Below are 23,244 nucleotides of genomic sequence, written 5' to 3'. Positions count from 1 at the left end.
GCCTCGCCGATCCGGCGCCGCCGGCAGTTCGTCGTCTCCGGCGGCTACGCCGCCTCCGACTCCTCACTACCGGCCAAGATGAATGTCGCTACACCGGACGTAGTCATTGTCGCCGCCCACACCGGGAAGTCCGTTTCCAGGTTGGCGGGGGGCAGGCTACGTCGGAATCCTTTTCATCAGCCAGCAATCGGGCACTGGGGTTTTCGTACGGGTTCCATGGCCTACGGCACCGGTACGCACAAGCTCGTCTCCAGACGCTCTTGAGCATGGGCCTGGATCCATTGGACTGCCTGGAGATTCTGTCCCAAGAACTGGGCCATCTACGTCCCGATATCTCACTTGTCTATACAACTCGGAGAAAATCGGATGCCACGGAAAACTGATCGCCCGAAAGGAATGCGCGCGCGCCGCGATCGGAACGGGGCAGTCACCTATTATCTGTTGCGCAGGGACGGCTCAAAACTTGTACTGGGCCAGAACTTTGAGCTTGCTTGTGCGCAATGGGTTCGTGAACAGCAATCGCGCGTCGCGCACGCTCGTCCCGCGACTACCCTCGAACTTCTTCACGGCTTTGAACAGTGCTCATTGCCCCAGGCAAGCAGAGAGGCCACAACTCGCCGGCGCGGCGAAATGGATACACTCCGGGCTTTTTTCACCGAACACGGGGACCCCAAGCTTGAGAAGATCACGGGCGAGGATGTGTTTCTGTGTTGGTACGGAAACGCGGTTCGTCCAGGCCAACCCGACTCTGCCATCCGGATGTTCAGGTTGGTGTGGAAATCTGCGTCGAAAATCGGGATCGTTAGCACCGGTTGCCCGTGGAATACCTTCGATTTGCGCAAGGCGCAACTGAAGATGGAAGCGGCGGACGTCGTCCGTCACTTCGCATCCGCCCCACTGTCGGAACTTCTCGAAAACCTTATGGGAAGGACTGCAATGACCATTGTCGAGCTTCCGGGCGCAGTGGACTCGAACTCCGTAGAACGCCTGCGGGTTGAACTCTCGCATGCTGTATCCCGTGCGGTGACGATGCTGCGTAAGTCCGGTCGCACTGATCTCGTGGCACCGGTGTATCAACTCGAAATCAACGATTTGCTCTCGCTGCGGAGGTCAACTTTCCTCGCACTGATTCGTCCTCCGGGCTCCATTCTTCTGCAACATCAACGCGCCGAAATACTCGCCTCCCTCAGGACGAAGACCAAATGTTCTGACGATACCGCTGACGTGGGTACGTACATGGTCCAAGAACGACGAGACCAGGAAAACGAGCCGATGCCCCCCGTCCTCACACAAAAAGATTCGCTGGAGGCAACAGCATGGCCGACCGACTGATGGCGAATGAAAAGCTGAAGCTCGTGACCGGCAAACAGCGATATTCAAAGCAGGCCAAATGGTTCCGGCGCCAATTCAATTTCGACCCGCCGCGTTCCGGCAAAAACGCCGTAGTGGTTACTTGGCCTTTCCAACGTCCGACACTGAACGCGGGGCACTTCGCGTTCACCCAAAAATTGCGTTCCCGGCCGCAGCTGTGCTCACCACTTAACTTGACGATGTTGCCCCATAGAGACACAGAAAAAAACTTTCGCTGGCATCTTGTCTCTGAATCTCAACCTGTCATATAGTGTTCCTCATTGGTTGGCGAAAGCCGTCTAATGCCACCGCCGAGGCTTCGGCATCTTCACCCTTGCTGAATGTCACAGCGCCGTCGATTTTTTGGACGGACGTGGCATCTCAGACTCAATCGAAAAATTCTTCTTGCGCACACTAGCGTGCCGGAGAACCGTGCGTCGTTTCACGCACGCAGCCTTATTTTCGCAATTATTCCATCTAATCGGTAACAGCCCGACTTGGGTCATGCTTCGCCCAAAGCACGCCCAATCACACGACTTGTTAGTGCTGAATCGGCAGTGGCAAGCGCCGCCCCCCATCTCTTCTTGTTCGGAACAACGGACTGACGATCAATAAACGATCCGAGCGATTAGGTCCAATGTCTCGATCAACGGCCCACAAAACGAATCAAAGGATGCTGAACAAGATAGCTCCATATAAATTTCATATATTTTCTATTCCTCATCATCCTTAGTACATTGACTCAAAAGCCACAACTCAATCAAACAGACCACAAGGCCAAACGCGCTGTGCCCGCAAGCGGACGCAGCCCCTCCCCGCCGCGTGATCTGTTCCGGAAAAGCGCGAATTTGCGTGAATCGCGACCACGCACCACATTTTCCACTTTCCGACTTTTTCACTTTCCGACCCAAGGGGGTTTCATGGCTGCCGCTGTTCACAAAGACACTGATTCCTACGCGCGCCCCGGTCCGCGCGAAATTGCCAGGCTTTGCGGTTTCGATTGGGCACCGCGCCCGCTCTGGCTCATCGAAGCCGAGGCTCTCAACAAGACACTGTACAAAGCAAAGAAGCACATCGACAAGACACAGCATCTCACCCTGTTGGGCAACGATGAACTGAAGCTGCAAGAGACAGCTACGTACGCGAAATGGGTCAAAAAGCTGTCGCATCCCGTCCTTTGCCGCGAGGCAGTGTGGGGTGTGCAAACCATCCACGATGCTTCGTGGACGGCTTCAGGCGAGTTCTATTGGAAGGTCGAGGTTCACTGCTTCCCCCGCGCGATCGCCGAAGATCCGCTGATCACGGACGATCATCGCGATGGCATGTATAACTACCCCCTTGACATCGTTCTGACTAACGGCCTGTATCAGCTCGTGACGTCCGCGTACTGTGGGCCCGGCGAAGTGGACGTCGACGAGGGTGACGAATTCCTCCACGGAACCGTCGTCGACGTGTCGGGCGGCGCCAACGAGGTACTCGACGACCACGATGTTGCGAAGGGATTGGCAGCAATTTTTCTGGACGGGCAATTCGATCAGCAGTTTCAGGCACTTGTTAACGAGACCAAGGCTATCCAGTCCAAGGCTCTGAAGCGTCGGTTGTCACAACGCTAGGCCAACGCAGATCGACAATGAGTTGCGTCGCGAGCGCCTGCTGCTAAAACATCAAGCAGCACGGCGTTCGCCGCGAGCGCAGTTCGCTGCCAGCCGAGAGCTCGTTGCCACAATAACTCAGTTGCCGCGCCACGACTAACGTAAGCGAGCGGTGAGACATGTTGGCCCGAAAGCGATGGAACGGTGAGCAACCGGTTCAGGACCAGAGATGATCTGCAAAACGACCACTGCGACACAACAGCTCACGAAAATTTCACGCAAGACCGGAGGTAAAGTGAAAGTCAGACTCGATGAATGGCTAAAACGGGAGTTCGACCCCCCACCGGCTATCCGGACGGCCAGACTATGGATCAACGCAGGCAAAATCTACCCGATGCCAGTCAAAGTCGGACGGTCCTACTATGTCGAACAGAACGCAGTCTTTCAGGACGGCGTTTCCCGCCCTTCTCTCGCACAACGGGTATTAGAAAAACATGGCCGCTAGACCTCGGATAAGAAAACGTGCCAATTGGCCCAGCAATCTCCACGAGCCGCGGCCCGGCTATTACACTTGGCGCGATCCGCTCACCAAAGAGACACATGTCCTCGGTCGCATGCCGCTTGCCCAGGCCATCCATGAGGCCCAGCAGGCTAACTTCGCGATAGCGAATCTGACACCGACTACTACCCTGGTTGAACGACTGAGCACGCCAAAGGAAACCGTCGCCGATCTGTTGCTCAAGATGCCAAACGGGAAGGCCAAGCCTGAAACAATCAGGCATCGCAAATATGTCGATAACGCGATCCGCGAAGAAATCGGAACAATCAAATGCGCCGAACTCACCACGAAGCACATCGCGGAGATGCTTGAGGCGATCGAGGCGCGCGGCAAGATGCAATGGGCTGTGCACGTGCGCAGCCGGATGAAGATGCTTTGCCGGCGCGGCAAGGCGCTCGGGTGGATGAAAGAGAATCCCGCCACTGATACCGAGCGCGCGAAAGTGACCGTAAAGCGCCGCCGATTGACCTTCGAAGAATTTCAAGCAATATACGAGAAGGCACCGCTGGTCGCACTCTGGCTGCAAAATGCGATGCTGCTGGCGCTGATTTCAGGTCAGGACCGCTCAACTGTCGCGCGCTGGGAGCGTGGATTCCAGCAAGACGGCCAAGCGGTGCTGACGCGGGGCAAGACCGGCGTGCGCATCGCAATTCCACTTGAGCTACGGCTCGACGTGCTGGGAATATCGCTCGCCGACGTAATCGCGCGCTGCCGGTCCACAGGGATCGTCAGCAAGTACCTGATCCACCACATCCGAGCGAACGTCAATGCACCAAAAGGCTCGACAATCAAGATCAAGACCTTCACTTCCAAGTTCAAGGAAGCACGCGACCTTGCTGGCATTACCGGCGAGGACGCGCCGACCTTTCACGAAATTCGAAGCCTGACGAAGCGGCTTTACATGGAACAGGGGGGTGTCGACACCAAGGCTTTGCTCGGACATATGACAGACGCCACTGCCGATCTGTACGCCAATTCGCGCGGCCTTGAGCCTGTGAAGGTGAAGATCAGCACACGTTGATTGGAGATCTGACGGCCGAGCTACTGCGACGGATCGGCCGGCACGCGGTTAGCGTCGTGCCATGGCTTAATCCGTGGTCAGAATTCGAGTCGTATGGGTCACTCAGGACGAGTCCCGCACATCAATGTGCATGCGTTGCGGGGACGGTTTATGATGATTTTCTTCCTCGATCTCCCGCCGACGTCTTAGCCATCGGGTTATGCCTACACCGATTAAAGGTGCGGTAATTGCACACGGACATTGTATGACAACGTTTCCATTCGTATAAGTGCAACGAAAAGTCACAGCAACCGATTGGTTGAACAGGCCGACACCGTGCAACTCGGCTCTGACATCAACAATGACGTTCGGACCGGTGCCAGTGATGTGGGTGGTGACGTTTGTTGCAAAGGTTGCCGGCGATGCGTTCAACATATTGTCGGCACATCGACGCGCCGTACCGGCATCGTTCATCGCTACGTCGATCTTCTGGTGGCGATTTTGGGGAACGCTTAGCGTCAGCACTGAGGGCGCGCTGACGGCGCATCCGGAGCAGACCATCAGCAAAATTGCATAACTGAGGCCGACTTCATAGAGTTTAAGTCCCAGGTTTGTAGGCCCACCGGAACTGAGCCAGTTCCGGATTAGGGTCGAATATCAATTTTCCATACCATTAACGGCTTTAACGCTCACTCCTTTAGACGCCGAGTTGAGCAATGGGGTTAATGCACCTAGTCCGTCCACATGCGGGCGGACTCGACGAGATGGTCCCGTCAGTAGCCATTCTCCCGTTCGGGCAAGCGCCACGAGTTGGTCAACAACCAGATAGCAAAGAAGCTCGGTTCGGATCGCAACAAAAGCCACCGTGTGGTGGGGGCGAAAAATCGGCTCCTTGCCAATTTGCCGAGGCTATTGAGCCGTCAAGGCGCCGCTCGACTCGTTGAAAAAATCCTCAGGCCGCGGCAAGCTCGGGAACTTGCGGCAGGGCATCTCCGACATTCGCCCGAACTTGACGTTGGCGCGAAGCGGCGCACAACGGCCGCTGAACGAATCCGGCCAACGTCAGTTTGGGCCGACCATCCGACCGACATCATTCGCGCAACGGTCCGCTGTCTGGGCCGGAGCCGCCGTTCGAACGTCCGCGTGACAGCTTCGGCCTGTGTCCGAAGATGGCCGGCGGACGGAAGATCGGGCAGCTCGATGAAGCAGCGCACTGATAAACTCGTGCGCCAAAGCAACTTGTATCCGAACATGCCTGCACCTACTATTACGCCAGCCGCCGGATCATCTGCGACCCATTCGCCCCGTGATGCAGCAGTACCTCCTCCCCGCCAGATAGGTCTTTGCGCGACGGCCTACGCCATAGCCCACGCTAGTCGATTTCTCGTCGGACCGCTCCCGGACCAGGCCACTCCAAAGAGGAGCAATCACCTTGCTGCACCCTCAATCACCCCCGTAAGGAGTAGTCATGAGCGCCGAAGCTTTGAAGAAACTGTGGGCGGAGTTCGACGATCTCGCATCCAAGAGCGAAAGCGAGGACGTTCAATTGCTGATCAGGGCCATTAAGCTGCACGCGAAAGTAATGGACTCCCGCCTCGCCGCCATTGAGGCGATAGCAAACGTGTCCGCCAAGCATCCAACGAAGTAGCCTTAGACGGTCGGACTGAGCATCCAGCCGCTGGCTGGCGACCGCCCCGCGCCCGGCTCCCTGCCATCGGTCCGCTGAGCGCTATGCGGACCTTGTCGACTGTCGCGGGCCGGCGAAACGTGTGCCCTCGTGGACGTCACAAAACACCAACAGCCTGCCGCTGGTCCGCTCTATAAACCAAACGGCCAGAGACGGGCATCGTAGAACCATACTTTGAGCCGTTAAGACAGTCCAATACAAGAACCCCGCCCCCTGGCGCATTGGCGAGCTCATTTTCAATTGGTTTAAGTTCGAGGCGTTGAGGGTTCCGGCCTGCGCCTAGACCCCGGGCACGATCTTCAAGGTTTGGGCTGTGTTGCGAACACCACGAAGATGAGGGAAAGCGTCTGCAATCTTCGCATGATGAGTTGCCACGTCCGCAAGGACTTTTTCTTCTTTCGCAAGAACGCCGAGGAATTTATCGAAAGCATCGAGTACATACAAGAATGCACGGGCATAGATGAACGGTATCCGAACACGTGAACGACGGCTTCGCGTTGCGCGATCCCGTGTGCCGTGTATCCGCTCGCTCTTCCAGCTGTTGAAGAGGCTTCCCGTCAGCTCGTTATTCCTGCGATCCCAGTCTCCGTCGCGTGCTACGATGAAAACCGGGTGAGTGGGAGTAAGCAATGGACCTGGACGAATTCAAGCCATATCGCGGCTACTTCTATCGAGTCTCTGCAAATTTCAGCCAAGATGGCCAGTGGCGCGGCACGATTGATATTCTTCGGCGTCGCTGGGACGGCGCCGCCGAAACCGTGATTTCGAAGATGGGCGTGCCTGGCACGTTCCTCGCCGAGGAATTGGCCCTCGCCGCCTCGGACGCCTACTGTCACGTTCTCATCGACGAGGCGAAATTTCAGGGGTAGTTAACCACAGCATTGTGACTGCGATAAACGTACGCTACAAGCTCCCGAGTAAGCCTGGATCGGATTCGTTTACGCCGAGCCTAACAGCCGGTCGAATTCGCGCTTCATTCCGCCGTAACATTCGCACACACGCATTTCGAGTCCCGGTCTGTCTAATCCCCCGATGTGGCCACGGCTGTCGCGGATCAGCCCAGCATCTGCAGTTTCGGTGCAGCCCCGGTTCCACCGGACCGGCACACGCCCAGCATGGGCGATCAGTTCCTGGGTCGTTTTCATTTCGTTTGCCGATCGATGCTGAACAGTCGCCACCTGCTCAGCTGCAGGTCAATACGAATGGTATCGGCTACACACGGCGGTGGTCGCCATTTGGATGATCAGCGCCTGCGGATGGCGGAGCAAAAAGCGCTGGACAAGCGACTGGCGGTCGTCGTCCGAGCGAATTCTTCGATGTCGACTTGCATAACGCGTTTCGGAAAACTGAACTGCAAGGATTTCAGGTAAATAAAGACGTCGGTGCTAGGGAAGGTCTGCAAAAGTCCTGGCTTTGACGGCTGGGTTGACTATCCTGGGAGAAGGCAAGTTTAAGAGGATCCCCGATGACGCAACTCGGTCTTGGTCTGGATCTTTCAACGAAACGGACGCGCAAGCGGGAATTTCTCGATGAGATGAGACGGGTTGTGCCATGGTCGAGGTTGATTGCGTTGATCGAACCGCACTATCCAAGGGGTAAGACCGGAAGACCGCCGTTTCCTATTGCGACGATGCTGCAGATCCACTTCATGCAGCAGTGGTTTGGTCTGTCCGACCCGGCGATGGAAGAGGCGCTTTATGACGTGCCGCTGTATCGTGAGTTTGCGGGGCTGGACGAGGGTATGACGCGTTTGCCTGACGAGAGCACGATTCTCCGGTTCCGTCACCTTCTCGAAACGCACGGCCTTGCTGCGCAGATGCTTACGCTGGTCAATGAGATACTGAGCGAGAAAGGCCTGCTGCTGAAGGCAGGCTCGGCGGTCGACGCCACCTTGATTTCCTCGCCCAGTTCGACGAAGAACGGCTCTGGCAAACGGGACCCGGAGATGCACCAGACGAAGAAGGGAAATCAATGGTACTTCGGCATGAAAGCGCACGTCGGCGTGGATGCAGAGTCAGGCCTGGTCCACACCGTTATCGGCACAGCGGCCAACGTTCATGACATCAATCAGGCCGAAGCGTTGTTACACGGCCAGGAAACGGATGTCTACGCCGACGCCGGCTATCAGGGTATCGAAAAGCGATGCCAGGCGAACCCGGTTCGCTGGCATGTTGCGATGCGACCAGGCAGGCGTCGACAACTGGACCTGAACGATCGTCTGGACGCGATATTCGACCAGATTGAACGCCTGAAAGCGGGCATCCGCGCCAAGGTTGAACATCCGTTCCGCGTGCTCAAGCAGCAGTTTGGCTATACGAAGACCCGGTACCGAGGGTTGTTGAAGAACACCGCGCAGATCACGACAATGTTCGCACTGGGCAACCTCTGGATGGCATGCAAGGCTTTACGCAATGCCTGAAACTGAGATTCAGGCCGCGATTCCCGGCACACGGAGGTCCTCACGCTTCAAAAGCCGGACGACCAATCTGCCAGCAGGCTCTTACGGCTAATACGATTCACTGGCAAAAAAATCAGTGATCTGAAAGCGAGTTGTGCAGACCTTCCCTAGCCAAAGGGTATACAGTGGGGAGACCGGTCGCCCATGAGCGACCTCCAGCTTAGGGGCCCCATCATGCGATCGCAACTCAAACCTGCTTCGGCTGCAATTGGCAAGGAGAGCGAGTACGCTGTCGAATGCAGGACGCGTGCTCATATACTCGACGCAGCGGATGCTCTGAGAGCAGAGAAAAGACGCGCCAGTTACGCCACGATCGACTCCAACGCCACTAAGTGGCGCTACTCGGCCGTGTACGAGAAAAACTGATCGCGGTGCTTCAATTTCCCAACCCCAGCCGTAGCTACGATGCCTCCCGACATTGCGTGTGTTTCTGGGGGTACGACAATTCGCGGGAAATCACCTTCATGGTCGACGACGCGATGCTCAGAAATCTGCAGCCTGGCGTTGGATCCGACGAGCGCTCGGTGCTTGGCGCCTTTGGCGAGCTTCGTGAAAAGGTTCTCGAAATCGCAAACAGGCAGTATGTCGCCGGGCCACAGAATCGGTATTTGATTTCATGAGCTACAGCCCTGTCGCGAGAATGTTTCCTGATCTGTCAATTCCCGGCTTCGTGGACGCCCTATACACCTTTAAAGGGGGCGACGCCGCTTGGCTTGTGACGGCGATCAGGGGTGCCACCATCGCCTGTGCTGCATTTAAGAGCAAGGTAGCCTGAATCGGCCTTTCGTCCAGGCGCCAGCTCAACGGCAGCGTCCGAGGCGCAGCGGTCGTTCGTGCCATCGTTCCGGCGGGATTGCGAAGCGAGCATGGATTCGACGCCGTAGTTGGCCAACGTCCCGCCTGCAATAAGACTCGTACCGAAGATCCGCGCTGGCCCGGATGGTGCAGCGCCCGGGCATGTGCCGGCTCGCCACCGTCTCCAGATTGTTTCTGACGTGGATCTCGCGCGGGCGGCCGCCACAAGAGATGTGGGCGATGTTCGCCTGACGGCGACAGTCGAGAAAGCCTGAATCGCACTATACAGCTGCGAGGTTCGCGCGAAACAAGGAGCGTTGAATGAAGATGGCTCCTGCTATTTCTCTGGTCACCTAAAATATAAGCGTGCGTTTGACCTCAAAGGGGGTTGCCATGACCCAGTCAATGATCAGTTTTGTAGTGGGGATCGTGGTGCTGCTATGCGTCGCGATATTCGCAGCGGCACGATACAGGCGAGAACACAAGGACGAGCCGGTGACCCGTTGGCTAGACGCGCATCCGGTCAAGGACTGGCTGCGCCATAAGCACTGAGTGATTCAACATGATTTTTGGAAACGCTGGGGCGCGCGCGCGCTATTTCTCTATCGTGCGGTCTGTCGCCTGATGTAAAGCGAGAACAGATTGAAAAGGATGATATGACGTACGCAATGTGGGGAATCGCGGTCGGGCTGGCGCTGATGTTCGGCGTGTCGCTGCAGCGGTACAGGCGCAGCCTTCTGCGCAAGCGGGAGATCCGTTGGATGGGTGAACACCATGTATTGGACAGGCTACGCAAGCAATTGGGATTGTCGCTCCAGAAATGACACGCGCTGGGCAGATTGGCAGGTTGCAAAGACTACTTTTTGGAGGAGTTGGCGAAATGACCATGAATTACGCAGGCAGGTCGCACGATGAAGCCGTGGCAGCGCGGCACAGGCAGAAGCAAAAGGCACAGGAACAGGCCGGCGGCGAAATGGCGATAGAAGGGACGGAGGCCGACGCGGAGCATAGTTGCGGCGAGCTCTCCGAGCGGGGAAAGCAGGTATGGCGAAGTGGAAGCGGGATCAACGGTGGGGGAAAGGAGTGATAGGGCCTCGTCGATGCGATGCAGGCGGAAATTCTCTTCGCCCGCCATCGTGAGCAGGCCCCATTCCCGCCACTCCGGCACCATTGGACCCACCCGTCTACGCAGTCTTGAGAGGCGTCACCGCAGCCTCCCGCTACCTCAGGCATGTTTGCGTGCTGCACCGTGATGAAGCGGGAAGCCGAGCGCCTGTTGCCGGATTTGAAGACCCTGTGACCGAGACGTAAACTCGTCACGGTTCACCCTGGTGGCCGTCGGGCGGTGGCCTTGCCTGATATCAATGCGCGCTCGACTTCATCGAATACGTTAAGCAGTCGGGTTACGCGCCTGGTTCCGTCGGGAAGCAGACTCTGCTGCGGCGATAGCGACGAAACGCGACGCCGCCAGTACGCTGGCGCGAGGGGATTTCCGTGCACAAGTAACGGAATGATCCGTTCGAGATGCGTCAGGTCTCCTTCGAATTGGTAGCGCGCCATCAGGATCCTTGCAAAGGTGATTCGGTGTCACGGATCAGCTCTGTATCGGCCGGGCAGACATGTCTGCGCGCTACCGTACAGGGTGTGGGGCGACCCGAACTTGTCACACGAGCCATTGATCGCTTCACGCGCGCGGCTTCATATCGAAATCCATGCTGCCTCGCCTGGATCGCGGTATGGCACCGTACCCGTTCTTGTCATCCCTGCGCCAGCAGATCTGACGTCAGAGCCCCCGTTATGGTCCTCCTACCGGGACGATGCCGCGCCACTGCAAAAAAACCGACGCTTCGCCGGTTCTTCCACTTCCGCCGCTCACGGCGGAACAATATCTTCCTAACGAGTCGCCGACGTTCAAGGTCGCATAAAGCCGCTTCCAGCACCCAGCAATTTCCTTGCGTGCCTGACCCATTGCTTCGGCCCTCTGTATTGAGTCCCGTCGACGACCCGCTTTTCATCTTCGGGGGCCACCGGCATGCCATCATCCGTCGCATTCGCCGCGGCCTCTCTCTGTTTCCTGCTTTCTGCCAGTTCTTCGGCATTTACCTGGTCATCAATCATGATGCACTCCTGCTATGGAAAAAACTGATTCGCCAACGGGCGGTTGGCGTCGCCCCCGATAACCGGGACGACGCGACACATCGTAAGGTCGGTTTTTGATGCTGACGCGGTCGTGGCGCGCGATGTAAGCCGTCCGCGAACACCCACCGGAAAACCGGCGTCTAGGACAATTGCCCTTCGCCCCGGTTTCCAAGTTCGTGTACAGCAGCCAGCGTAAAGAACGTAGAGCGCGTCGAGTGTCGCTCTTTTGTTGCAGCATCTACTCTCTGCAGCAGACTCTCGGGCAGACTGAATTGAACGCTCACGGCTTTCGAGGTAACCCGCGTCAGATTGATCTCGATGAACATCCAGATCCCTTGCCCATCGTCCATGTCGAGCGATTGCAATTCCGATGTACTGCAGGTGGGAGCGGGTATGAGTTGCTCGCTGCGGTCATACATCAGTTCGACAACCTCTTGCGCGTTGCGTTTCAGTTCATCGAACGAATGGCCGCGCGCAACTGCTCGGGGAAGATCGGGAAAACTGGCGCGAAAGCCGGCAACTCCATCACGGTGCACATAAAGCGGATATTGCATGACCTGCTCCCCTCAGTTGCGGGCTGACTCGCATTCGGTATGTCATAGTTCGCTCGCCTCAACCTTGCCATCGACGATGTCTTTGCCGTATTGCATCGCGAGGTCGATGGCGGCGCCCACGGTGGCGGGACTTACCGCGTCGAACAACGTTGCATAGCGCCGAGCCTTGACTTCGCAGGACGGAATGGTGTCGATCCGTACGAACGATGAGAACTGCCTTGGTCCTTTGGCATACGGATCACGATGCAGGGGGAATACCTGGTGAGAGTATGCACGTAGCTCGTACCCTCTGTATTCGATAGTGGGGATGGTCATGATGGCACGCTCCTTAAGCGATACTGACCGTCATGAACGGATACCTGTCCGGATGTGAAAAAGGGCGGTCAGGTACATCTGGATCATTTCACCATGCGCTCAAGGCCGTCGAAAAGCAAACTAAATCTTGACGTGGTGAAAGGGAAAGCTTGCGTCGTGCCGGCATCGCCGGGACGACCTGCTCATGCAGGGCATCGTTTCCGTGCTTGCACGCGAGCCGCGCATCGCTATCACCTACGCAATGTCGGGTACCACAGTACCCGGCGTCCGAGTGCCGGCGCGAGCTTGACGGATTCCTGCTTCATGCCCTGAGCCTGCATCACCCAGCCGATTGCAGAGCGTATCGCGTTAAAGGCAGCGTCCGCGCGAAAAAGGGGGCTGTCGCGTCCTGTTGGTTATGCAGGTCTTCGCCTGTATCTGTCACAGCCGCGTAACTGCGCGGGTCAAATGCCACGTCGCCGGATTTTTGAAGGGCCGTTAATCGACGAACCCCGAAGAACGCCGTCAGTCCGAACGGCGGTGGACGTGGTCGAACTTCGAACTTCCCGACCCGACCCGTTGCTGACGTTCAGGGGACCGACCTGAATGTCTCAACGTGAACTGCGAACGGGCGCCCAGGCGGGACATCGCCCACATGCTGACCTGCGTCCCGCAGTGAGTCATCGATCAGGCTGCAACGTTACCCTTTCACGAACAGGCTTGCCCGGCATTCCGAGCGGTAGCAATCACAGACGGGGCCATCACGCAGACCGCGTTATCGCCTCTGCGGATGCTCAAGAAAGAATCGCAGCATTTCGGCACTCGCGTCCGGACCGGTGGGGTCGGTGAAGCTGCCCCGCGGATTGCCGCCTGCCCACGCGTGCGGTGCCCCGTGAATAGTCCACAGTTCGGCATCGACACCGTCCGCGGAAACCAGCCGGGAGACGGTACAGGCACGTCGGCCCTCATGGGTCCGGGGCTGTTCGCGGCCTTCATGCGGTCGTGCGTCGAAGCCCTGAACAAGCTGCGCGGCATTCCGTATGTGAACGGTGGCGTCCGCGTCGCCATGAAAGACGATGACGGGCCGTTTCGGTAATGAAGCGGTATCGTACCGTGCCTGTCTGGGACGCCTGCCGCCCTTCATCGCCGCGAGCGCAGAGGGAAGATCGTGTGCGCATCCTGCCGGAATGCCAGAATGCACACCCGCCGCCGCATAGAGTTCGGGATACGAGCTGATCATGATCGCCGCCATTGCGCCACCGGCGGACAGGCCCGCAACGTACACGCGCGCGGGATCGACGTTATAGGCTGCGACAATTTCGCGTGTTATGCCTGCGATCAATGACGGCTCACCGCGTTCGCAACGCTGATCGTCTGGTTTGAACCAGTTCCAGCACTTCGACGGATTGGCCTGCTGCGACTGCTCCGGATATGCGACAAGAAATCGATGCCGCTCAGCCAGTGCGTTCATCTGCGTACCGGCTGCGAAATCGTCGGCGTTCTGTGTGCAACCGTGCAGCATCACGATTAATGGCAGCGGCTCGCCGTGGCCCCCTGCGGGCACATACAGTCGATATTGGCGGCGACCCGCGGCATTCGAATGCGCATGGGTGCTGAAATGTCCCCGGTCCTCGACGTCAATGCGGGCTTCTCGCGCGTCGAGCGTTTCGGCTTCCCGTATGGTCGGCGCCTCGAATAGAACGGTGGCGGCTTCCGGCGTTGCGTCCCAGGACGTCGTTCTGTTGACTACGCCATCGGTCTCCCCTCGCAGGGTACGCTGTATCGCTTCTGTAGCTTCGGCGGGGCCGCGGGTGCGCAGCAACCTCATTGCTGCGCGCATCGAGTTCAGAAAACCTTCATCGAGTTTCATCGTATTTGTCCGTTAGCAGGTTGGGTATCGGGCGTCGCGCAGCTAGCGGATTCTGTCAGCGAGCGCCGCCTTGACAGCAGCCGATGCGTGAAAGGCTCCCAGCACCACGACGCTTTCGATGGTCGCGAGCGCGAGTTCCGGGGTGACGTCGCCAGCAATGCTGGCCAGTCCCAGCACCTGAATGGTGAGACGCTGATGGGCGGCGCGAACCGCCTCGAGATCCTGCCGCGAAAAATGCTGCAGCCCGAGTACAAGCGCACGGCGCGTCACCGTTTCCTGGACGACCTGTGCGTGAAGCGCAAGTTGATTGCGAATAGCGGTTCGGATCAGGTCAGTCCGATTCGAATAGAAGCCTTCTTCCACGAGCAGATCGATTTGGCCAAGGTCGACGGGACCGAGGTTGATCGTGATCTTTTCCGATTCGCCGCCTTTCGGACGACTCGTGCTGCGTGCGGCGGTTTTTTCCATATTTCCATCCTACGACCATCCAATAGGATGGTTATAGGCTGATTTTCGCTGCAGCGCAACATCAATTTTGTGACTGGCGCCAGGCTTTGTGGCAATTCGCTTACGGTCGTCAAGGTGCCGCGCTGCTACCAGTACCGCCAACGACGCAAGGGCAGTCTCACCTCGGAAAGCCGCCAGTCAAGACTGGCGTCTTCATTGACTTGCCTGGTACGGCGGCCGTGCTCATGGCCGGTGAACGAACTGAGCCGGTCGCGATGGACGTCTCGTATGATAGGAGCTGATTCTTCCCGTTCGCTTAGAGACATAGAAGTTCGAGCGCGCGCTGCCCGGGGGGCGGCAACGCGAAGGTGTTGGGCACCACGACGCGTTCTAATGGTCTGCAGCATGCTGGTCGTGAAAACCGCGGTTTGCACGACCAGCCGCGAGTCAGGGCAACAACGGGATTCGGGCGGTAGCCAGCCGGAATGCCTCCGGCCGTGAAAATCAATTTCTTCGTTTAAAAGAGCCCAAGTGTGCAGCCGCGCACAGAGCAGAGCCGTGCCGTGTGCGAGGTTCTATGCAGCAATACCCTGCGGCTTTCCGCAGGGAACATTATTTCGCGCTGTAGTGTTGGCCGACGGAATGCTCAAGGCTGATCGCGTGACGGGAACCCGGCCCAGCCGGATTCGGCGGCTAACACGAACAGGGGGAGCAAACCATGTCACAAAACGCAACCGATCTTCTCAGCCTGGTGAGCGAGGTATTTCCCGGTGCAGAAGCAGAGCAGCGCCGCCTGGCACTTCAGATCATTGCCCCGGGCGTTGCTGATGAGCGCGATGGTGGCTGAGAAACACGAACGGGCGGGAAGGGCCGCAGATCGACCCTGTGCAGACTCTGGATGAGACGCGACCTACTCGGTGGCGTTCAGGATACAACGGTCATTTCCATAACCAGGTTGTGTTGTTTCCGCAATGATGGATGTCGAGCAACAACGCGGAGTCGCTTCCATGTAGTTGGTTCATTCGACCACGTACCAAGGAACACTAATGAGTAAAAAACCTATTGGGATCACTGCAAAAACGGGGGGGAAATGTCCGGAAAGCGGTGTCTGGAGATCAATCGACATGCCTTCAACTAAAACCCCTATTGTCGAAGGCAATAGCATGCCTCGTCATGATGGAAAGGTAGTTACTTGGAGGCTCATTCGGTATGTCTGATGTTGTTGGCGATTCTGCCGGCGCGCCCAGGGAGAAACGCGGAGGTGCCAGTTCCAGATAGACCGCCGGCCAGCGCAATCGCTCCCGGCCTGTAACGCCAATCCGGCGAAAGCCCCTTACAACAACTATCGCGTTGTGTTAACGGTAAACGTCACGTATCGATCTGCAAGGGGTAATCGGCGAAATGGCGCGAACGCTCGCCATCCAACTCACCGCAGTTGCAGCGCTCAACACCCAGGCCGGGAGATGTTGGCGTTATTCATCCCCGAATGGACGAAGTGGCCGGAATTTACCATGCCGGGGTTCCCGGTCATTTCTTCGAGCCGCACTTCGCTCCAAGGGCCACTCTCTGCGCGAAACCGCCGCTGGGATGTCCAAATCAACGTGCGAGCGAACGACCGCAGATGGCCGATCCCCGCCTCATGCAATTGACATACGTCGCCCGCCTCGGGACCTCGGGCGGCCGGCGGCACGCGACCCATCTCGGCCCTTCGGGTCAAGCGTGGTAAATGACCGTTCCCAAGGTTTAGCCACGTTCGAGTGACGCCAGAAATCGTCGGCTCGCGCGGCCTCAAGCGCGGCGGTGCTAGGCCCAGTACTTGAGAGCTTCCGCAGGCCACCTGCATAGCGGCGCGGCCCCGCAATGCGACCGAATCGAGTTATTTCCCAAGCGCTTGGTCACGAGAGAATCGACGGTCGCAGCCAGCGTTTCGATGTCTACGGGCTTGCGGAGAAAAAAGTTCCATAGTCCTGTTCTATCCAACGGCGGCGACCGTGCCGATGTCATGACGATCGGAATCAAGGCCAGTGCCGGATAACACTTCAGCCGCTCACATAAGACGTCCCCGTCCATGCGCGGCATGTTCCAGTCGGTGACAATTACATCAGGAAGGCAATGACCTGCCATCTCCAGCGCCGATTGCCCATCGCCTGCGAGCACAACGTGATGGCCCCGTCCCTCCAAGGCAACCTGGAGAAGCCACAGCGAATCGGGATCATCGTCAACAATCAGGATGATAGACATAGCGAGAGCCCAGTGAGGCTCCCTTTTTTCAGCAACCGCTATGCCGCCCCGAACGTCGCTTCAGTTCTTTGAAATCCCGAGAGTCAGAACAGAATCTCCCCCTGAACCTCGAATGGCGTCCATCCGGTCGCTCTTTGTGGGGTTTGTTGAGGCAGTGCGGCTGCGACTAAATAGGCCTAGCTCGGTGCCACTCGTCTTCGCAGGCTGCATAAATCTTGCGAACGCTTGGTGAGCGGTAGTCTAACCGCCACCCATCGGTGAACAGCTGCGCGAGAAAATACGAATCTGCAAACATGGGGAACTCGGCAAAACCCAGTGCCACCTTTTCCGATAGGGCGCCGAGGTGAACGCGGTCCGTCCAGTCGGCTCGGGCTCCGTTGCCATTTAGCCAGATGCTCAGCAACTCCACAACATGATCGGTTCGCATCCAACCGCTTGTGCGCGCTCGCGCGACCAGCTGCCCCACCACCAGGTAGCAGAGCAGTTCAGCGCAGGCTTGGTCATCAAGGTTGCTCGAATCGGTCATCCGTGTTCGGTGTCGCGCCGGTTGAGTCCGTGCCTCGCAGTCTACGTCACCAGGTCGGTCGCAATGCGCCAAGGGTCTTACCAAAATGCCCGGGTATCCAGTTGCAGCGAATCGGAACCGGGAGTTTTGAACGAATTTTGAACAAATATTAAACAGCTCTTGCTGGGTAAGGCTTTGCGGGCGACGGGAAATGTCGAAATGGTACGGCCCCACGTCGAAACTCGCCAAGCTGGAGCGATCGGGATACGCGCGCCGCAGCAGCGCTCCGACGCGCTCCCGGAACTCGGCTGGGCGCAGCGGCAACGCGACGTAATCGTCCGCGCCGCCGGAGAGGGCTCGCACCATGCTTTCCTCCGACGTCTCCCGCGAGGCGAAGATGACCGGCAACCGGTCGCCGCCGACCGCCCGCACCGACCTCAGCACCTCCGCACCGGACAGGCGCGTGCCGTGCCAGTCCAGCACCAGCAGATCCACGGTGGAACGGGCGAGCGCTTTCGACATGGCAAGGCCGTCGTCGTAGGCCATGCACGTATGGCCCGCGCTGAGAAGAACTGTTTCGATGGACTGACGCATGACCGGGTCACGCTGAAGAATGGCAATGCGCATGGGGGATGACTCTTAACTGATAGCTCGGACGCGATTCTCAGAGGCAGGCCCGTTCCATCCCATAGGAACAATCCTAATTTACATATCTATCGACGCCGCCCGACAACTCCATCCCGCAACTCCTACAAGCTGCCGCGACGTTTCCCAGCGCGCAGAGCCGGAACCCGGTGGCGAAAACGCCCGTCCCCGTGGAACTTTTCTCAATCGAATTAAGCACTTCCCGAGGCGAGCGACTTTCATCCTGTAAAATCCCCGCCTGGCCAAAGTCGTCATCGCGCCCCCTATCCGGGCCGGCGCGCCGGTGTCCCGTGCTCTACCCAGCGCCTACCACACTTCTCGCCCGACGACCGCCGTATTTCCACGCGCCACGTGTGGCTCACCATTCAAGACAACGACATAGCAATGCGAGCGACAAATCTGGGTGGAGCGCAGGCTGTCACCCCACGCCCTCTTGGGCGCAGCGATTACAAAACGCTCGGCCTCGCCGCCCTCGGCGGAGCGCTCGAGTTCTACGACTTCATCATCTTCGTGTTTTTCGCGCCGGCGATCGGTCAGCTATTCTTCCCGGCCGCGATGCCGGAGTGGCTGCGCCAGGTGCAAACCTTCGGGATCTTCGCGGCGGGCTATCTGGCGCGGCCGCTCGGCGGCATCATCATGGCGCACTTCGGCGACCTGTTCGGCCGCAAGCGCATGTTCACGCTGAGCGTGCTGCTGATGTCGGTGCCCACGCTGATGATGGGCCTCCTGCCGACCTACGCGAGCATCGGCGTGCTGGCGCCGGTGCTGCTGCTGCTGTTCCGCGTGATGCAAGGCGCGGCGGTAGGCGGCGAAGTGCCGGGCGCCTGGGTGTTCGTCTCCGAGCACGTGCCGCAGCGGCATATCGGCTATGCATGCGGCACGCTGACGGCCGGTCTCACGGCCGGCATCCTGCTGGGCTCCTTGATCGCCTCGGCGGTCAACCGCAACTTCGCGCCGGCGGAGATCTCCGCGTATGCGTGGCGCCTGCCGTTCCTCGTGGGCGGCGTGTTCGGCATGTTCTCCGTCTACCTGCGCCGCTGGCTGCATGAAACGCCGGTCTTCGCCGAACTCAAGCAGCGCAAGGCGATCGCCGCCGAAGTGCCGCTCAAGGCCGTGCTGCGCGACCACGGCCGCGCCGTGATCGTTTCGATGCTGCTCACGTGGATGCTGTCGGCCGCGATCGTCGTGGTGATTCTGATGACGCCGACGCTGCTGCAAAAGCAGTTTCATGTCGCGCCGGCCACCGCGCTGCTGGCGAATTGCGTGGCGACGCTGTGCCTGACGATCGGCTGCGTGATGGCGGGCTCGATCGCCGGCCGCATCGGCGCCGGTCGAACGATCTTCATCGGCGGACTCGCGCTGGCGGTCACGTACTACGTGATGTTCCAGCAACTCGCCGTCGATACGTCTGCGCTGGTGCCGCTCTACGCCGCGGCCGGCCTGTTTGTCGGCGTGATCGGCGCGATCCCGTTCGTGATGGTCAAGGCGTTCCCGCCCGTCGTGCGGTTTTCGGGCATCTCGTTCTCGTATAACGTCGCCTATGCGGTGTTCGGCGGCCTCACGCCGATCGCCGTCTCGCTGATGATGAAGTCCAATCCGATGGCCGCGCCGCTGTATGTGGGAGCGATCTGCATTCTCGGCGCACTGACCACGCTGTTTATCAAGGACGCAGCGCCGCAAGCTCGCTGAGCGGGGCTGGCGGTCGACGCGACTTGACCCGTGAAAAAAACGACCCCCGCGATGCGCGCGCATCGCGGGGGTCGTTTTTCAATGGCAAGGCTGCGGCAACACTACGGCGCGGCCAAAGAACCGCTGCGCCGCGCCGCGGCTTACAGCGACGCTTCCTGAATCGTGCCGGTATCGATCGCGCGTTCGATCAGCCCTTCGCTTTGCGCCTTCGTGATCGCATCGGCGATCAGCTTGTCGGGCTCCTCGATCTCGGCCTTGAGCGTGCCGATGAGGCCGGACGCATCCAGCACGACGAGTGTTTTCGCCGAATCAGCCAGGCTGATGATGACCCGATGAGGCGTGGGCCCTTCGCCGAGGCTCGCGCACAACTGCATCACCTTGCCGCCAATGGTTTGCTCGAAACTCTGAATCATTGTTTGCTCCCTTGGTTGCAGCCAGAATCGATGGCGGCGGGCGCCCGCCGCCCGGGCTCCCGTATCAGAGCCCCAGCCCGCCGCGCGGCGCACGTGCGCCGTCGATGCTGATACGGCCCGCGCCGGTCACGAACAGCAGCAGGAAGCCGCCGGCGATTCCGATGTTCTTCCAAAAATGGATCACCATGTCGCGCTGCAAGGCCGGATCGGTGACGTTCCAGAAATCGTGGCCCAACACCGCCGTCGCCACGGTATAGACGGCCATGATCACGGCAAGCGGACGCACCTTGAAGCCGACGATCAGCAAGAGGCCGCCGAGCGCCTCGACCACGGTCGCGATCGGCGCGGCGATCTGCACGAACGGCACGCCCTTCGAATGCAGGTAGCCGACGAAGCCCGCATAGCCCAGCAGTTTCATCACACCGCCCCACAGAAACAGCACGGCAAGGGCGATACGTGCGATGAGGATAACGCCGGAATCGACGGGACGCGCCATGAGAAGCTCCTATAAATGAATAAGCAGCAGACCCGGTCAGGTTGCCGCAGTTCCCCGCCTTGCACCTGAGGATATGTGCATTACCCGCCTTTTCCAAGCTCGAGCGGGGCCGAGCGGCGCGGCGCCCGCTGTATTGGAGCGCAGGCGATTACCGAGGCGCATCCGGCGCAAGCAGCACGCCCTTGGTGAACACGAAGCAACCATAACCGCGCTCCTCGCCCGTGGCGATCACGCAATAGGCTTTGCGCGCCCGCTCGTAAAAAGCGAACCGTTCAGTCGACGCAAACGGCACCTCGCGCCCTTCCGCGGCATTGACCTCGGTCTGCGCCTCGCGCTGCACCGCCGGAATCGTCTGCGGCTCGCCGACCACTTCCATCCGCGAGGCGGGATGTTCGATGAACGTATCCAGGGGCATCACCGACAGCACCGCGCGAATCGCGCGCGGCGCGCTCACGCCGTCGAGGCGAAGCAGGTTGCCGAGCACACTCTCGCGGGCGACCGAATCGCCCGGAAAGTTCGCGTCGCAAATCACCAGTTCGTCGCCATGGCCCATCGAGCGCAGCGCATGCAGCACATCGGCATTCAGCAGCGGGTCGAGATTCTTCAGCACGGTGTCTCCTTGTAGTTCGATTGGCGGCTGGCCGCCCGGTTTTAAACAACAGTCGATTCTTTGCGCAAAGCGAGCGCTTCACGCCCGCGTTCGGGTCTCGCCGATACGACCGGCGCTCGACGAGAACGGAACAGCGCCGCGGATTGCATTCGGGCGATCGATTGTAGCAAGCAACTTTGCGTCCATCCGCGCAAAGCCGCGCGAGACGCCGCACCGCCACCGCAGCCAGCCGACCAGCGCCAGCAGCACGAGGCCCACGCCGCCGAGAACCGGCTCGCGCCATGCGAGCAAGGCGGTGAACGCGAACGCGCGTGTGCCGGCGAGCAAGGCGAAACCGGCGATGGCGCTGCACAACGCGTCGACGGCGCACGACAGGCGCGCGAACGCGACGACGGTTCGGACGGCCGTGGCGGCAGCGGGCTCAAGCATGATCGTCTCCGTGAAAAGATGACGCCGGTCAGGCGGCGGCCGGCACCTGATCGAGGAAACCGGTGACCGCCTGCAGGCGACCATGCGCATCGACCACGCCGAAATCGGAACCCTTGACGATCGCCTCGCCCGCGGGCGTGGTCAGTTCCCAAGAAAAACGCAGCCGGTTCGCGAAGCCGTCGACCTCGGTCGTGCGGCGAAACGTGTGATGCGGGAAGCGTTCATGCACCGCGCGGATCATCGCGTCGATGCCGTCGTGGCCCGCGCCCGCCAGCAGCGGATCACGATAGTCGGCATCCGCGGCCCACGTCGCGGCGATCAACGCGCGACGGCGCGCGCCATCGGTTTCATTCCATGCGTCGAAATAACGGTCGATCAGATCGGTATGCGCATTCATCTCCGACTCCTTCATGGGTAGCGACTGAGCACTACGCTCGGCAAACACGTTGTATGCGGCGGGCTCAAAGTGAAGATTGGCGGCTCGCGCGCGGCGCGTCGATTACGTGCGAGGTAATGGATTGCCAGCGCGGTTTGGCTATCATCGTTGGCATGAATACGCTCTCTCTTGCGCAAACCGCCCCGTCGAATCCGCCGACGGCCAGCCGCACGGTCGGCGATCTGCTGCGCGAATGGCGGCAGCGGCGACGAATGAGCCAGTTGCTGCTCGCGGCCGAGGCCGATATTTCGACGCGGCATTTGAGCTTCGTCGAATCAGGCCGCGCGGTGCCGAGCCGGGAGATGGTCATGCATCTGGCGGAACGGCTCGACGTGCCGCTGCGTGCACGCAATGCGCTGCTGATCGCGGCGGGTTATGCGCCGTTGTTCCGTGAGCGTCCGCTCACCGATCCCCAGTTGGCCGCCGCGCGTGAGGCCGTCGAACTGTTGCTCAAGGGGCACGAGCCGTATCCGGCGCTCGCCATCGACCGTCACTGGACCATCCTTGCCGCCAACAGCGCGCTCGCGCCTCTGGTGGCGGGCGCAAGCGCGGAGCTGCTGGAGCCACCGGTCAATGCGCTGCGCCTGAGCTTGCATCTGGAGGGGATCGCGGCTTCCATCGTCAACTGGCATGCCTGGCGGGAGCACGTGCTGGCCCGGCTGCAACGTCAGATCGACGTAAGCGGCGACGACACGCTGAGCGCGTTGCGCGACGAGTTGGCGGGTTATCCCGCGCCGCCTGGTGCGGAGGCGATCGACCCCGACCCGGCCATCAATCAGATTGCCGTGCCGCTGCGGCTACGCACGCCGCTTGGGCTGCTGTCGTTTTTCAGCACCACCACCGTATTCGGTACGCCGGTGGACGTGACGCTATCGGAGCTTGCGATCGAAGCGTTTTTTCCAGCCGACCAGCAAACCGCGGCGGCGTTGCGCGAGTTTGCCGAAAGCCAGCGCGCCCAGGCGGCGCCTTAGTCGTGGTTTGATCCGGGAACCACCGCCGAGACCGGGCAATGCGTCCGGTCACGACCGCCCGATT

General features: G+C 59.5%; 28 protein-coding genes and 3 pseudogenes. 18 read left to right on the top strand and 13 right to left on the bottom strand.

Annotated features, from left to right (window positions below):
* From ACTJLC_RS21900 to ACTJLC_RS21855, 10 genes and pseudogenes are all read left to right on the top strand, one after another.
* On the top strand, positions 1–264 hold a 264-nt coding region (locus ACTJLC_RS21900; protein ID WP_440845098.1), incomplete at its 5' end, for a hypothetical protein.
* A 102-nt stretch (positions 265–366) separates the two neighbouring features.
* Positions 367–1,332 (top strand): hypothetical protein, encoded by a 966-nt coding sequence (locus ACTJLC_RS21895; RefSeq protein WP_310319665.1) that lies wholly within the window; start codon positions 367–369, stop codon positions 1,330–1,332.
* The gene (locus tag ACTJLC_RS21890; RefSeq protein ID WP_440845096.1) at positions 1,317–1,622 is read left to right on the top strand and encodes a hypothetical protein; all 306 of its coding nucleotides are present in this window, start codon (positions 1,317–1,319) and stop codon (positions 1,620–1,622) included. Before ACTJLC_RS21895 ends, ACTJLC_RS21890 begins: the two co-directional genes overlap by 16 nt.
* Positions 1,623–2,270: 648 nt before the next feature.
* Positions 2,271–2,963 (top strand): hypothetical protein, encoded by a 693-nt coding sequence (locus tag ACTJLC_RS21885; protein WP_310319658.1) that lies wholly within the window; start codon positions 2,271–2,273, stop codon positions 2,961–2,963.
* Between the two features lie 208 nt (positions 2,964–3,171).
* On the top strand, positions 3,172–3,447 hold the full coding sequence (locus ACTJLC_RS21880) for an excisionase (protein WP_440845094.1): 276 nt from the start codon (positions 3,172–3,174) through the stop codon (positions 3,445–3,447).
* Entirely contained in the window at positions 3,437–4,522 is a 1,086-nt protein-coding gene (locus tag ACTJLC_RS21875; protein ID WP_310319652.1) for a phage integrase central domain-containing protein, read from the top strand. Before ACTJLC_RS21880 ends, ACTJLC_RS21875 begins: the two co-directional genes overlap by 11 nt.
* 364 nt (positions 4,523–4,886) lie before the next feature.
* Entirely contained in the window at positions 4,887–5,078 is a 192-nt protein-coding gene (locus ACTJLC_RS21870; RefSeq protein ID WP_440845092.1) for a hypothetical protein, read from the top strand.
* Between the two features lie 269 nt (positions 5,079–5,347).
* Positions 5,348–5,488 (top strand): annotated as a pseudogene (locus ACTJLC_RS21865) (SDR family NAD(P)-dependent oxidoreductase); the annotation flags it as partial.
* Between the two features lie 481 nt (positions 5,489–5,969).
* Positions 5,970–6,149 (top strand): hypothetical protein, encoded by a 180-nt coding sequence (locus ACTJLC_RS21860; RefSeq protein ID WP_310319648.1) that lies wholly within the window; start codon positions 5,970–5,972, stop codon positions 6,147–6,149.
* Positions 6,150–6,817: 668 nt separating this feature from the next.
* Entirely contained in the window at positions 6,818–7,057 is a 240-nt protein-coding gene (locus ACTJLC_RS21855) for a hypothetical protein (protein WP_310319645.1), read from the top strand.
* Positions 7,058–7,126: 69 nt separating this feature from the next.
* On the opposite strand, the pseudogene ACTJLC_RS21850 reads toward ACTJLC_RS21855, so the two are convergent.
* A pseudogene (locus ACTJLC_RS21850) lies at positions 7,127–7,465 on the bottom strand (Crp/Fnr family transcriptional regulator); the annotation flags it as partial.
* Positions 7,466–7,653: 188 nt separating this feature from the next.
* Between ACTJLC_RS21850 and ACTJLC_RS21845 the strand changes: the two are divergent.
* The 5 genes from ACTJLC_RS21845 (at position 7,654) to ACTJLC_RS21825 (ending at position 10,528) form a co-directional block, all read left to right on the top strand.
* Positions 7,654–8,607 carry an IS5 family transposase gene (locus ACTJLC_RS21845; RefSeq protein ID WP_310319642.1) on the top strand — a complete coding sequence of 318 codons (954 nt, stop codon included), beginning with the start codon at positions 7,654–7,656 and terminating at the stop codon, positions 8,605–8,607.
* 371 nt (positions 8,608–8,978) lie between these two features.
* A complete protein-coding gene (locus ACTJLC_RS21840; protein WP_310319639.1) occupies positions 8,979–9,266 on the top strand; it encodes a DUF1488 domain-containing protein in 288 nt (95 codons plus the stop codon).
* Positions 9,267–9,834: 568 nt separating this feature from the next.
* The gene (locus ACTJLC_RS21835) at positions 9,835–9,993 is read left to right on the top strand and encodes a hypothetical protein (RefSeq protein ID WP_440845089.1); all 159 of its coding nucleotides are present in this window, start codon (positions 9,835–9,837) and stop codon (positions 9,991–9,993) included.
* A gap of 104 nt (positions 9,994–10,097) precedes the next feature.
* Positions 10,098–10,265, top strand: a complete 168-nt coding sequence (locus tag ACTJLC_RS21830) for a hypothetical protein (RefSeq protein WP_167363317.1) — start codon at positions 10,098–10,100, stop codon at positions 10,263–10,265.
* Between the two features lie 56 nt (positions 10,266–10,321).
* Positions 10,322–10,528: a hypothetical protein gene (locus tag ACTJLC_RS21825; RefSeq protein ID WP_029972085.1), complete on the top strand. Its 207-nt coding sequence runs from the start codon at positions 10,322–10,324 to the stop codon at positions 10,526–10,528.
* 824 nt (positions 10,529–11,352) lie between these two features.
* Here ACTJLC_RS21825 and ACTJLC_RS21820 read toward each other — a convergent pair.
* From ACTJLC_RS21820 to ACTJLC_RS21800, 5 genes are all read right to left on the bottom strand, one after another.
* The gene (locus tag ACTJLC_RS21820) at positions 11,353–11,559 is read right to left on the bottom strand and encodes a hypothetical protein (protein WP_073432237.1); all 207 of its coding nucleotides are present in this window, start codon (positions 11,557–11,559) and stop codon (positions 11,353–11,355) included.
* A 161-nt stretch (positions 11,560–11,720) separates the two neighbouring features.
* Positions 11,721–12,134: a type II toxin-antitoxin system HicB family antitoxin gene (locus tag ACTJLC_RS21815; protein WP_073432238.1), complete on the bottom strand. Its 414-nt coding sequence runs from the start codon at positions 12,132–12,134 to the stop codon at positions 11,721–11,723.
* 42 nt (positions 12,135–12,176) lie between these two features.
* A complete protein-coding gene (locus tag ACTJLC_RS21810; RefSeq protein ID WP_310129376.1) occupies positions 12,177–12,449 on the bottom strand; it encodes a hypothetical protein in 273 nt (90 codons plus the stop codon).
* Positions 12,450–13,203: 754 nt separating this feature from the next.
* Entirely contained in the window at positions 13,204–14,298 is a 1,095-nt protein-coding gene (locus tag ACTJLC_RS21805; RefSeq protein ID WP_310129378.1) for an extracellular catalytic domain type 1 short-chain-length polyhydroxyalkanoate depolymerase, read from the bottom strand.
* Between the two features lie 42 nt (positions 14,299–14,340).
* The gene (locus tag ACTJLC_RS21800) at positions 14,341–14,766 is read right to left on the bottom strand and encodes a CopG family transcriptional regulator (RefSeq protein WP_310129380.1); all 426 of its coding nucleotides are present in this window, start codon (positions 14,764–14,766) and stop codon (positions 14,341–14,343) included.
* A gap of 697 nt (positions 14,767–15,463) precedes the next feature.
* Between ACTJLC_RS21800 and ACTJLC_RS21795 the strand changes: the two genes are divergently transcribed.
* Positions 15,464–15,592 carry a hypothetical protein gene (locus tag ACTJLC_RS21795; RefSeq protein WP_257020638.1) on the top strand — a complete coding sequence of 43 codons (129 nt, stop codon included), beginning with the start codon at positions 15,464–15,466 and terminating at the stop codon, positions 15,590–15,592.
* 956 nt (positions 15,593–16,548) lie between these two features.
* On the opposite strand, the gene ACTJLC_RS21790 is transcribed toward ACTJLC_RS21795, so the two are convergent.
* Positions 16,549–16,986: a response regulator gene (locus ACTJLC_RS21790; RefSeq protein ID WP_073429813.1), complete on the bottom strand. Its 438-nt coding sequence runs from the start codon at positions 16,984–16,986 to the stop codon at positions 16,549–16,551.
* Between the two features lie 694 nt (positions 16,987–17,680).
* Positions 17,681–18,118: pseudogene (locus ACTJLC_RS21785) on the bottom strand (response regulator transcription factor); the annotation flags it as partial.
* A 402-nt stretch (positions 18,119–18,520) separates the two neighbouring features.
* Here ACTJLC_RS21785 and ACTJLC_RS21780 point away from each other — a divergent pair.
* Positions 18,521–19,825 (top strand): MFS transporter, encoded by a 1,305-nt coding sequence (locus ACTJLC_RS21780; protein ID WP_310129384.1) that lies wholly within the window; start codon positions 18,521–18,523, stop codon positions 19,823–19,825.
* Positions 19,826–19,965: 140 nt separating this feature from the next.
* On the opposite strand, the gene ACTJLC_RS21775 is transcribed toward ACTJLC_RS21780, so the two are convergent.
* From ACTJLC_RS21775 to ACTJLC_RS21755, 5 genes are all read right to left on the bottom strand, one after another.
* Positions 19,966–20,238, bottom strand: coding sequence for a hypothetical protein (locus tag ACTJLC_RS21775; RefSeq protein ID WP_073430141.1), 273 nt, complete (start codon positions 20,236–20,238; stop codon positions 19,966–19,968).
* Between the two features lie 64 nt (positions 20,239–20,302).
* Positions 20,303–20,734 carry a DoxX family protein gene (locus tag ACTJLC_RS21770; protein WP_073430142.1) on the bottom strand — a complete coding sequence of 144 codons (432 nt, stop codon included), beginning with the start codon at positions 20,732–20,734 and terminating at the stop codon, positions 20,303–20,305.
* A 148-nt stretch (positions 20,735–20,882) separates the two neighbouring features.
* A complete protein-coding gene (locus tag ACTJLC_RS21765) occupies positions 20,883–21,344 on the bottom strand; it encodes an RbsD/FucU family protein (RefSeq protein ID WP_440845084.1) in 462 nt (153 codons plus the stop codon).
* A gap of 78 nt (positions 21,345–21,422) precedes the next feature.
* Positions 21,423–21,773, bottom strand: coding sequence for a hypothetical protein (locus ACTJLC_RS21760; RefSeq protein ID WP_310129387.1), 351 nt, complete (start codon positions 21,771–21,773; stop codon positions 21,423–21,425).
* 28 nt (positions 21,774–21,801) lie between these two features.
* Positions 21,802–22,170 (bottom strand): nuclear transport factor 2 family protein, encoded by a 369-nt coding sequence (locus ACTJLC_RS21755; RefSeq protein WP_310129389.1) that lies wholly within the window; start codon positions 22,168–22,170, stop codon positions 21,802–21,804.
* A gap of 152 nt (positions 22,171–22,322) precedes the next feature.
* Between ACTJLC_RS21755 and ACTJLC_RS21750 the strand changes: the two genes are divergently transcribed.
* Complete coding sequence (locus tag ACTJLC_RS21750) at positions 22,323–23,180, top strand: helix-turn-helix domain-containing protein (protein ID WP_440845101.1); 858 nt, start codon at positions 22,323–22,325, stop codon at positions 23,178–23,180.
* Positions 23,181–23,244 lie beyond the last annotated feature (64 nt).

This window comes from Paraburkholderia sp. 22099 (genome assembly GCF_052045835.1).
Classification (GTDB): Bacteria; Pseudomonadota; Gammaproteobacteria; order Burkholderiales; family Burkholderiaceae; genus Paraburkholderia; species Paraburkholderia terricola.
The sequence above is the reverse complement of the archived record's forward strand: the minus strand, read 5'-3'. Positions and strand labels throughout refer to the sequence as shown.